This window comes from Shewanella polaris, assembly GCF_006385555.1.
Lineage (GTDB): Bacteria > Pseudomonadota > Gammaproteobacteria > Enterobacterales > Shewanellaceae > Shewanella > Shewanella polaris.
The window spans coordinates 2,146,069-2,157,703 of sequence record NZ_CP041036.1; the positions used below are offsets into that span (position 1 = coordinate 2,146,069).

The following is an 11,635-nucleotide window of genomic DNA, read 5'->3' on the forward strand; positions in this document are numbered from 1 at the left end:
AAAAGTACTTTTGTCTGTAGTGAGGTCAAAATTAGGTTAAAAAACCTTTTCTTTTTGTGACACTTTAGTATAAATTAAAACACCTGTTTTAATTATTTGTTTAAGAGACTCTTATGAACCCATACCAAGCCCCGTTAAAGGACATGCAATTCTTGTTGGAACAGGTATTTGATGCCAAATCAACGTGGGAGCAACTTCCTGCCATGGCTGATGCTGTTGATATGGATACTGCATTAGCTATTTTAGATGAAGCGAATAAGATCAGCCGTGATCTACTTCACCCTTTAAACCGGAGCGGCGATGAGCAAGGTGTAGTTCATAAAGGCAATGACATTATTACACCGGATGGCTTTAAAGAAGCGTATCAACAGTTTTCAGAAGGCGGTTGGGTAGGGCTTTGTGGGGAAGCTGACTTTGGTGGCATGGGAATGCCTAAAATGCTTGGTGTATTAGTGGATGAAATGAGCTACAGCGCGTGTAATTCGTTTACGTTATACAATTCCCTGACTGCTGGTGCAGCATTATGTATTAATGCACATGCAAATGACGAATTAAAGCAAACCTATTTACCTAATTTATATTCTGGCCAATGGGCTGGTGCAATGGACATGACCGAGCCACACGCAGGTTCAGACTTAAAAGGTATCCGTACCAAAGCTGAACCACTTGATGATGGTAGTTATTCTATAACCGGTAACAAGATTTTTATTACTGGCGGCGACCATGATTTAACTGAAAACGTGATCCATTTAGTATTGGCAAAATTACCGGGTTCAAAAGGTATTTCTTTATTTATCGTACCTAAATTCAACGTAAATGCAGACGGTAGCCTAGGCGAGTCTAATGGCGTTACAGTAGGTTCTATCGAACATAAAATGGGACTTAAAGCCTCAGCTACCTGTGTCATGAATTATGACAATGCCAAAGGCTTTTTAGTGGGTCAGCCTGATCGTGGTTTAGTGTGTATGTTCACTATGATGAACTACGAACGTTTAGCCATTGGTTTACAAGGCTTAGGTAACGCACAAGCGGCTTATCAAATGGCCAGTGATTATGCTAAAGAGCGTTTACAAGGCGTTGCTGCTGCAGGCTCTGCAACGGGTGCAACGTCCGATCCTATTATTGTGCATGGCGATGTCCGCCGCATGTTATTAACGATCCGTGCAATGACGGAAGCGGGTCGTGCATTATCTGTTTATACAGGTAAACAGTTAGATTTGGCAAAATATGCCAGTGGAGATGTACAAACAAAAGCGGCAAGATATGTAGGTTTATTAACGCCAGTATCCAAAGCATTTTTAACTGACCGAGGTCTAGATGCCACAGTTATGGCTCAGCAAGTGTTTGGCGGTCATGGTTATATTCGCGAAACCGGTATCGAGCAGTTTGTGCGTGATACTCGTATTGCACAAATTTACGAAGGCACTAACGGTATTCAAGCAATCGACTTTTTAGGCCGTAAAATTACTTACGATAATGTGGCCACCTTGACTGAATTTGTTGCTGAAGTGAATGCGAGCCTTGCTGAATTAACTCAAGCTAATGCTGAACATAAAGCCACAGTCAGCCAAGTGTTTGCAGAATTGCTGACTACGGCTAACTACATCAATGATAACAAGAAAGCCCAACCTGCATTAGTCAATTCTTGTGCGGTCGACTTCTTAGATGCCTTTGGTTATGCCTTGTACGGTTACTTCTGGCTGTTGATGGCCGACAAAGCGTCAAGCCATGAAGATACAACCTTTGCTGCGCAAAAGCAGTTTGTGGCCGATTTCTACATGGACAAGCTATTATCAAAATCTCAATATCATTTATCACAAGTTAATCAGGGTGATAAGTCTATTATGGCTATGCCAGCTGAGATGTTCTAAGTAATAATTTACCCAATAGAATGACTTAAGATTTTGTAGATAAACATTAATAAGAAGCCTTCCATCGGAAGGCTTTTTTATTGAAATTTTACTCTGAAGCAAATGATAAGCTTAAGTGATGTTCAACTAATATAGCACTGCCTTGATATAAGGTTGTGTATTACTTATCATCAATTATTCAAGAAAAAAGTTTATCTATTACGCTTCCAATAAATAAACAATACCATTGCGACTAACGCAATGGCTGGTACTAATTGATATAAATGATGAAACAGTCCAACACCACCATGTCCCTCATGTGCCATAGCAAGAGATGGAATAGTGGCTAAAATAAAGGCAAGAGATAAGTATTTCATGGTGTGGTCCTTTTTGTTGTGTTCGCTTTTATTGTATTTACTTGCGTAGAGTACAATTTTTATTGTTAATCTAGCTTAGTGTGTAATGTCTTTAAATTGGTTAATTTAACGGTTTATGTATCCAACACCAATTGCATCAGCATCATGTCTTCGCCATCAGTCACTAAGGTATTATTACTGCCACAAGCAGAACAGATAATCGTACGTTCATTGACTTGAGATTCAGTATTACAGTCTCGGCATTGCAACACTAATGGTTGAATGTTGAGAATCAATTTGGCGTTATGGCATATAGTCTCAAGCTTAAAAGTCTCAAATGCTTGCGACAGTAATGCTGGTTCGACGCCACTTAATATGCCTATTTTCAGTTGTACTTGTTCTATGCCTTTGGCCTGATGTTCTAAAGCCAGTGATTCGCATTGTTCCATCAATGACATAACAATCGAATATTCGTGCATTAACAAATCCTCGGCAGTAGCTCACCTTGAGGTAAATCTAAATATCGTCTGCTACCCCAGGGCGTATTTAAAATGACTTTTCCTGGTTGTTGTTCGGTGACTTCACCAATAATTGCTGCCATTTCACAGTGACCATAAAGTTGCATCACTTCAATAGCGCCTTTTGCAATCGACATTGGTAGTGCCAGGACAAAGGTTCCTTCGTTTGCTAAATCATAAGGTTCAAAACCAAATAACTCACATAATCCTTTGACCTCATTGCTTACAGGAATTGCAGCTTCATCAATAGTAATTCCCACATTTGAAGCAATCGCCCACTCGTTTAATACAGCTGAAATGCCGCCACGTGTGGCATCGCGCATAGCATGGATCTTGACATTGGCAGCCAGTAGTTGCTCTACAATCGGCCATAATGTATCGCAGTCGCTGCACAGTGATGACTCAAGCGTCAGGCCATCACGAGCCATTAAAATGGCTGCGCCATGTCGACCAATATCTCTAGACACAATAATGGCGTCACCACGTTGCAAGTTAGACGCTGAAATGTCGGGATTTAAAATACGCCCGACACCAGAAGTATTGATAAATATGCCATCGGCACAGCCTTTAGGCACGACTTTGGTGTCACCACAAACTATTCTGGCGCCAGACTTATGTAACTCCTCTGCCATGCTGTTAACAATGGTGGTTAAGTCCTCAAGTGGGAAACCTTCTTCAATAATAAAGCTACAGCTGAGATATTCTGGTTGAGCGGCCATCATGGCTAAATCATTTACGGTACCTGCTATGGCTAATTTACCAATATCACCACCAGCAAAAAATAACGGCGAAACGGTAAATGAGTCAGTAGTAAAGGCAATATGACCGCACATGTTTAACTTGGCAGCATCTTCTTGGGAGGCCAAAATGGGGTTATTAAATGCTTTAAAAAACAGATCAGTAATTAACTGATTCATTTCTTTACCACCACCACCGTGGCTAAGTTGAATGGTTTTTTTAGTTGGCATTATTCACTTCTCCATAACGGTAGTAGGCATTACACGCACCTTCAGAACTCACCATACAGCTACCCAGCGGCGACTGCGGTGAACAACCTCGACCAAAAACTTTACAATCTTTTGGATTTGCTAATCCACGTAAAATGTCACCACACATGCAGGCTTTATGATCGTCTATTTCTACCGTTGGTAATATGTGAGCATAAATACGTTCAGCATCGCGATGTTGATATTCAGGACGCAGTGTGAGTGCTGAGTTGGCAATAGGCCCGAGTCCACGCCATCGGAAGCTATCGCGAACCATAAAATATTTATCTACTAATTGTTGAGCTGCAATATTGCCCTCGTAACTCACCGAGCGGCTATATTGATTGTCAAGCTCAGCTTTGCCTGCGACCTTCTGCCGGACAATACGTAAAATAGATTCCATAACATCGACAGGTTCAAATCCTGACACCACAACGGGTGTTTTGTATTTATCAACAGTGGATTGGTAAATTTTAGATCCACTAATTACGCTAACATGTGCAGGGCCAATAAACGCATTCACTTTACTGCGACTATCAGACATCACCACATCAATGGCCGGAGGAACAAGCACATGGTTTATATGAAATAAAATATTATCAATATTTTGTGCTTCTGCTTGCGCCAATAATGCCGCAGTCATTGGGGTAGAGGTTTCAAACCCTATAGCGAAGAAAATAACCGTTTTATCAGGATTGTCACGTGCAATGGCTAATGTATCTAATGGATCGTATATTGGTCGAATATCACAGCCTTCCGATCTAAATTGCGCCAAACTACCTTTCGAACCCGGTACTCTTATCATGTCACCTAACGTCACCAAAATAGTGTCAGTTTGCGAAGCAAGAACAGCAGCATGATCAATCCGTTCTTTTGGCATAACACAAACAGGACAACCTGGGCCATGAATAAAGTGAATATTACTGGGTAATAACTGCAATATTCCGTATTTCATAATGGTGTGAGTATGACCACCACACACTTCCATAATGTTAATTTGTTGGGTCGTTTTTGCCGCTTGTTGAGCAATTAATTGTGCCAAATGACGGATTGTCTGAGGATCGCGAAATCCTTGGTAAAAGTCATTAAGACTTATCATTGCTCAGTCTCCAATTCCATTTGAGCAACGATTTGTTGATATAATTCGAGGCTTTCTTGTGCATCTTTGTGATCAATTTTATTCATCACAAAGCCAATGTGAATCAGCACAAAGTCGCCAATCTGTAGCGGATCGGTTATTAAATGACAGCTAACACGGCGTTTAACACCAAGCGTGTCAACTGTAACCGTTGCATCATCATGAATTTCAACTACTTTCGAGGGGACGGATAAACACATCGTTAATATTCCTTGTGTTCATCAAACCAATTAGCCAAGGTTTTCATTGAATCAGGATTTTTCACTGACACAACTAATAATTCAACATTGGGGTTCAATTTACTTAACTGAGCTTTAGCTTCATCAATACTAAAATCGAAGTGAGGTAATAAGTCTGATTTGGTAATAACCACTAAATCTGCACGACGAAACATCACCGGATATTTTTCAATTTTGTCATCACCTTCAGGTACCGATAACAAGACAACATTTTTATGGGTACCGACGTCATAACTGGCAGGACACACCAAGTTGCCGACGTTTTCTACAAAGCAAATGTCAACATCATCTAGATTGATATGATGCAGTGCGCCATGAACCATAAAAGCATCAAGATGGCAGGCTGACCCCGTTTGAATCTGAAAAGCATCAATACCTTTAGCTTTTAAACGGTCAGCATCGCGAGAGGTTTCAAGATCGCCTTCAATGACGGCATATCGAGCATTCAAATATTCGTGCAAACATTCTAATAGGCTGGTTTTACCACTACCAGGACTGCTCATAAGGTTAAAGGCACTAACATGATGTGCCGCAAAATGATCGCGATTATGCTGCGCTTCTACGTCATTTTTATCTAATATCTTATGAATAACCGCTAAGGTCTTTTTGTCGTTAAGCTGAGGATTACTATGAAGAGTATGGTCATGTTCATGGGTAATTGAGCAGCCGCAATCTTTACACATATTATTTTCCTTAACCTTGTCATTATGTCTATTTAGCAGTGTCTGTTATATAAGAAATAGATTCTTTGATACATATCAGTTTTTGCTTTAAACACTGTGAACTAAATTGTCATTATGTCATTAATGTGATCAATATCTCACTAGGATGAGGTGATTAATTCACTAAATGAATTAATGTCAAGTTATTGATTAATAACTTGATTAATAACTTGATTAATCAATAATAATCACATTCATCCATTAAACCATATGATGAATAGCAAACCATAATTGTCCTAGTGAAATACCACCGTCATTAATCGGCACATTACCACTGGCTAAATACTCTCGCTGACCAAGATGGCAATCTTCGATACACTGGCTGAGTAAGGTTTTATTTTGGAATACACCACCACAATATACTTGCGGTAAATACGAATACTGTTGGCCAATATCATTGAGTTGCTGGCCAATCAGGTTAATAAATTGCCAACAAAGCTGCTGCTTAATCAGCGGATTTTGAGCGTTGTTTACTGCACAATTTACTAACTGAGTGATAAAGTCACTGCTGTGCCATTGGATAGGATCTGTCGAATCTGCTGCTAATCTGTTAATTCTTATTGCTAAGGATGACTGAATTGGATATCTAGTATAAGCATTTGCTGCAGACTCAATCATCATGCCCGCTTGGCCTTCGTACTGCGAACTTCCAATAAAGTCTAATGCTACGGCAAGTGCATCAAATAAACGTCCAACAGAGCGGCATTCAACACAATGGCTGTTGTTGCGCCATAATTGATATAAATTAGTGATGGTTTGCGTCCCTAATGCCTGAATCGCTGCAATAGGTAATGTTATTACTTTTGCTAGAGGCATTTGATCAAACAATAATGCCAGCAGGATCCTTACAGGGTGTTTAATGGCTTGCTCACCGCCAATTAATTTAAATGAGCTAAAGTGCGCCAGCGTGGTAAATCCGTTGATATCAGCTAACATCACTTCGCTACCCCATAATGCGCCGTTATCACCTAGCCCTGTACCATCAAAACTGAATCCTAAAACCTTATCTGTACGTTGATGAATGGCCATAATCGACAACACATGGGCAAAATGATGTTGTACGCCAATAATATGAGAAGAGGGTATTTGATGCTTTTTTTGGTAATTATCGACCCATTGAGTTGGCGCGTATTGCGGATGATTATCATGGGCAATATAGTTGGGAGTAAAGTCATACAAACGCTTAAATGTGGCTAAACTTTGGCTAAAATATTGTTGCGCTTCAACACTAAATAAATCACCAATGTGTGGTGATAGAATTAGATTGTTGTCAAAACCGAATGCGACGGTATTTTTTTGTTGTGCACCAACTGCCAAAACCCTGTTTTGCGAGTCAGTAAGCATTGGCGAGTGAAGATTAATGGTTAACGGCGCGTAACCGCGGGCTAATCGAATGACTTGCAATTGGTCGTTAATTACTTGTACTACACTGTCATCACAAGCATTAATAATCGGTCTATTATGGTCGAGTATGCCATCTATTACATGACCTAAATGTTGCACTATAGCTGTTTTATTGGTGATGATGGGCTCGCCACTCAGATTGGCACTGGTTGCGACAATCGGTTTGTTAAGTTGTTTCATCAATAAATGATGCAAAGGGGTATAAGGTAAAAATACTCCAAGTCTATCGATATCGGGTGCTAACAAAGGGCTCAACTGGATATCGCCGTTATGCTGACCATTAATATTAATGTTGTTATTAACCCGTTTTTTCATCAAGGTAATGGGTTTTTCTGCACTGGTTAATGTTCGCCATTCTGCATTAGTACCACTGACACACAATTGTGCTTGGGCTAAGTCTGTCACCATAATGGCAAACGGCTTGGCGGGGCGTTGTTTGCGTTGGCGCAGTGTTTCAACGGCATCGTTATTGGTGGCGTCGCACACTAAATGGAATCCACCTAATCCTTTAATGGCGACTATGCCGCCACGGTTTATCATTTCAACAGCTTGCTCTAATGCGACTAACATCGATGAATCATAAAGAAATTCATTATTATCATTAATAGAACTAAATGATAATTGCGGTCCACAATGTGGACAACTGATAGGCTGAGCATGATAGCGGCGATTCAGTGGGTCAGTATAAGCAGCATGGCAGTCATCACACATTTCAAAATCAGCCATGGCAGTATTGCATCTGTCGTATGGCAGGGCATTGATAATGGTGTAGCGCGGACCGCAATTGGTGCAATTGGTAAAAGGATATTGGTAGTGGCGATTATGTGGGTCGTCAATATCATTGTGGCAATCGTGGCAAATACTCATGTCGGCAGAAATGGCCACTTTGGCATGTTCGCCGGCAGTGGGTTCACTGTCGATAATACTAAAACAGGTCATTGAGCTTAAATGAGCTTGATGAGTTAATTCTATCGCATCAATCCGTGCTAATGGCGGTGGCAATTGAGTCAAGGTATCAACAAATTCATCGATAAGATCACCGCGGCCTTGTAACACTATGGTCACCCCGAGATGATTATTGAGCACACTACCCACTAAATTTAATTGATGTGCAAGACGAAATACAAAGGGGCGGAATCCGACCCCTTGTACAATACCTTTAACAATAATGGTAACGTGTTGTAATGGCTTCATTAAGACTCAATCCCACCCAAATAAGCAACAGCTGATATACCATACGATACTTTTTATCCGCGGCGCTGTTTGAGATATAGACCACCTATTGCGATATTAACGCCATCAAAATCCAATAAAGGATTTACCACCAGCGGATAGTTTTTACCAATACGTAATTGCACTCGCTCGGTTAACACCGGATTAGCAAACTCATTGCCAGCAATCACCAATTGTTTTACACCAATATTTTGATCTAAATGTTCTACCCAATGACTTAAATAGTCGGCAAATGAATCATGAAATGCGAATGCAAGTTTGGCTAAATTGGTTTCACCTGCAAGTTTAAAGCTCATTAAGGTCCCTAAGGTTTTACACCAATTGAGGCCTCGATGCGCCATACCTTTAGTCAGTGGAAAGTCAATTCGTGGCGCATTATTGCCATGATGTGACATCGCCAATGCGATAAATTTATCTGCAAGTTCTGTCACTGTTACTCGTTGGGCTGTCTCAACGGGGTAGGCACCAATAATCAGAGTCGCAACGGCCATTAATTGTGCCAAGGAACCGTCGTCTTCATGAATGTGCATATCCAATAATTGATTATATTCAGCTGGAAATTGTTGTTTAAATTTATCCAAAATATTTTTCTGTGGAGACTCAGTCAAACTGTGACAAATACCATAACCTGAGGAAGGTAACTTAGGCATTTCAAAAAATAATTCAGCCTCACTATTACCATCAACAGTCACAATTTGGCAGGTATTTTTATGGTTAAAATAAAATACTGCTGCATGTTTTACAAATTGCGGTTTACGGTGATGTTCACTTGGGTCAGACCTTAATACCGCGGCATTTAAGGCGCATAAGCTAGCCGATATATCGTGGCTGGAATAACTTAAAGGCTTCACACGATTCTTAGCTGCATTGAGTGATGTTGGGTCGATAGGATTAACTTGCCAGTTAATTGTCGCTTTGCTGTTTTTAGCCGTAAATGAATAATGGTCATCTTGATAATGACTGATGTCGTGTACACAAGTCTCGTTAGTAGGTAACGGGATCAAACCACTGTCTAGGGTGGTAATAGGCATCCAATGCTGATTAATACTTGCCAAGCGTAAGGGCCTATCAACTACATCGCTTTTGCTCGCATTTGGGTTGATCTCAGTGGTGACATATAACCAATTGATCCCTTTTTGACGGAGGACTTCAGCCAATATCACTAACAAACGATTTTGAGCAAATTGTATCTCATAAAGCGGTGCCGTTAGACAAGGATGATCGCTACTCGGTCTCACTCTCAATAATGGCTTCTCAATGCTAGATAAGGCCAATACTTGGCTATCATTGACGATAAAGTGGCTATTAAGTGAATTTGGATTACAAATCAAAATACGTGGACGTTGATATTGAACCGTTTGATTTAGATCCGCTTTTGATGTCGCCGCTTGATTATCTAACACTAAGGGGGGGGGGGTTAACCACAAGGTAGTGCCGATAACAGGCAGAGCTAACGATTTATCGGTAAATAATCTATCTGCCAGTGCCATAATATCGTGGCGTGTTAACGACTTTAGTTCACGACATAGTTTGTTATGTCCCTTACAGTGTTCGCATTGCAGGTTGATATCAGCAAATAAAGATTGTTGGTTATCGCCGAATATTGGTTGGCAATGTTGACAAAAATACAGTGGTAAATCGGAATTATTGTTTTTAAGGTCCAGTGGTTTTCGTTGCCCGCTATGTTGTTCAATGCTTTGGATATGCGTGTCTAATAACCACACCGACAATAAAAAATCACTGGCAATATCATCAGCTAATTCTTCTAACTGAGCTTGTGTTGCAAAAGCTTCGATAAAATAACGAATTTTACTGGTTTGAGGGTACAACTCAGAACCAATACTAATGTTGAGTTCAGTGCGATCAAGATATTGATTACATAAATACTCGTATAATGGAACGGGTCGTTGGCATATAAAATCAAATCGAATATTATGCATCGACATAGCAACCTCGCTTATAAGCGTCAGGGATTACCTGATCAATGGTTATATTATTCATAATCTGCTGGCTAAATCCTAAGTCAGTTAAATGTGATAACAGTGTGTGTTCCATCACCGGAATGGCGGCATGTAAATTTGGCGTGAGCCCTAAAATCATGGGTTCAATTACTGTAGGAGTAACACCTAAAACAAATGTTTGAGGTCTATCGCCAACAATGTCCATCATGTTGAGTGTTTGCAGCATTTCTACTTCATGCGCACTGCCTTGCCAATCAATTTCAGCAGGGGCATCATCAAAATCAAAAAAGTACACTTCGCCAGGCTCAGCATCAATACTATTGACTGTGTCGACCACAATTAAATAATCGTATTGGCTAATCATCGGAATAAGACCTTGGGCTAGGGTGCCACCGTCGACAATATCGACCTGGTCTGTTTGATGGCTAAATTGGTATTTATCTTTGATATAATTGACAAAATGTACGCCGATTCCTTCATCGGCGTACAATACATTGCCTATACCTAACAGCAATATTTTTTTCACTAGAATCCATTCATCCTATTTATGTACTTTGTGATAATCATAACCAGTCACAATGGTATCGACTGAATTATGTCTAAAGCGAATACCAGACCACACCGCCATATACATATGGATCAACAAAAAGATAATGAAGGCCCAAGTTAAATAATGGTGAATGATCCGCAAAGGTGCTAAACCACCAAATAACCACGTTATCCATGCTGCACTATCACTTAGTAATCCACCAACACCTAAGTGATACACATTGGCGTAAAGTGCTAAACCGGTAATACAGGCAAGTAATGCAATTAATGAAATAACCGCATAAGTCATAAACTGCAATGGTCCGTAGGCGCCAGCTTTATCTAAATTCCCCATCCAGAAATAAGATTTTACTTGGGCAATCCAGCTTCGCAGATTCAATACATCTCTAAATGACCGTCTTTCATTATTCCTATGACTAAAGAAAAACAAGTAAGCGCGCACTAAAGTGATTGCGGTCAGTACAAATCCACAAATTAAATGTGCAAAGCGGATCCAACCTTGAAGTAATACATCGGTACTATCTGGCGCCACTAAAAATGGCCACGAGATATAAAACCCAGTGATCACCAAGATCACAATGGTCAAGGCCCGCGTCCAGTGAAATATTCGTATCGCTGGAGTAAATTCAAGCTCGCGAATGTGGGTTGCAATATGTTCCATACTTTTTCCCTCCTACTC

The 11,635-nt window shown here is 40.4% G+C and carries 11 protein-coding genes; 1 reads left to right on the forward strand and 10 read right to left on the reverse strand.

What is annotated here, in order from left to right; translation table 11 throughout:
* Positions 1-113 precede the first annotated feature (113 nt).
* Complete coding sequence (locus FH971_RS09380; RefSeq protein WP_140234119.1) at positions 114-1,871, forward strand: acyl-CoA dehydrogenase; 1,758 nt, start codon at positions 114-116, stop codon at positions 1,869-1,871.
* A 191-nt stretch (positions 1,872-2,062) separates the two neighbouring features.
* On the opposite strand, the gene FH971_RS20395 is transcribed toward FH971_RS09380, so the two are convergent.
* The 10 genes from FH971_RS20395 to cybH all read right to left on the reverse strand — a co-directional run bounded on the left by FH971_RS20395 (position 2,063) and on the right by cybH (position 11,617).
* Positions 2,063-2,227, reverse strand: coding sequence for a hypothetical protein (locus FH971_RS20395; RefSeq protein ID WP_167496002.1), 165 nt, complete (start codon positions 2,225-2,227; stop codon positions 2,063-2,065).
* Positions 2,228-2,340: 113 nt separating this feature from the next.
* Positions 2,341-2,685: a hydrogenase maturation nickel metallochaperone HypA/HybF gene (locus FH971_RS09385; protein WP_137227234.1), complete on the reverse strand. Its 345-nt coding sequence runs from the start codon at positions 2,683-2,685 to the stop codon at positions 2,341-2,343.
* A complete protein-coding gene (hypE, locus tag FH971_RS09390; RefSeq protein ID WP_137227233.1) occupies positions 2,685-3,692 on the reverse strand; it encodes a hydrogenase expression/formation protein HypE in 1,008 nt (335 codons plus the stop codon). The genes FH971_RS09385 and hypE overlap by 1 nt, the downstream gene beginning before the upstream one ends.
* The gene (gene hypD / locus FH971_RS09395; RefSeq protein WP_137227232.1) at positions 3,682-4,809 is read right to left on the reverse strand and encodes a hydrogenase formation protein HypD; all 1,128 of its coding nucleotides are present in this window, start codon (positions 4,807-4,809) and stop codon (positions 3,682-3,684) included. The genes hypE and hypD overlap by 11 nt, the downstream gene beginning before the upstream one ends.
* Positions 4,806-5,048, reverse strand: coding sequence for a HypC/HybG/HupF family hydrogenase formation chaperone (locus FH971_RS09400; protein ID WP_140234120.1), 243 nt, complete (start codon positions 5,046-5,048; stop codon positions 4,806-4,808). Before FH971_RS09400 ends, hypD begins: the two co-directional genes overlap by 4 nt.
* Positions 5,049-5,050: 2 nt before the next feature.
* On the reverse strand, positions 5,051-5,770 hold the full coding sequence (gene hypB / locus FH971_RS09405) for a hydrogenase nickel incorporation protein HypB (RefSeq protein ID WP_140234121.1): 720 nt from the start codon (positions 5,768-5,770) through the stop codon (positions 5,051-5,053).
* A 240-nt stretch (positions 5,771-6,010) separates the two neighbouring features.
* A complete protein-coding gene (gene hypF / locus FH971_RS09410) occupies positions 6,011-8,407 on the reverse strand; it encodes a carbamoyltransferase HypF (RefSeq protein WP_140234122.1) in 2,397 nt (798 codons plus the stop codon).
* A 53-nt stretch (positions 8,408-8,460) separates the two neighbouring features.
* Positions 8,461-10,392: a NiFe hydrogenase gene (locus tag FH971_RS09415; RefSeq protein ID WP_140234123.1), complete on the reverse strand. Its 1,932-nt coding sequence runs from the start codon at positions 10,390-10,392 to the stop codon at positions 8,461-8,463.
* Positions 10,379-10,933 (reverse strand): HyaD/HybD family hydrogenase maturation endopeptidase, encoded by a 555-nt coding sequence (locus FH971_RS09420; protein ID WP_137227226.1) that lies wholly within the window; start codon positions 10,931-10,933, stop codon positions 10,379-10,381. The genes FH971_RS09415 and FH971_RS09420 overlap by 14 nt, the downstream gene beginning before the upstream one ends.
* 15 nt (positions 10,934-10,948) lie before the next feature.
* A complete protein-coding gene (gene cybH, locus FH971_RS09425; RefSeq protein ID WP_140234124.1) occupies positions 10,949-11,617 on the reverse strand; it encodes a Ni/Fe-hydrogenase, b-type cytochrome subunit in 669 nt (222 codons plus the stop codon).
* Positions 11,618-11,635 lie beyond the last annotated feature (18 nt).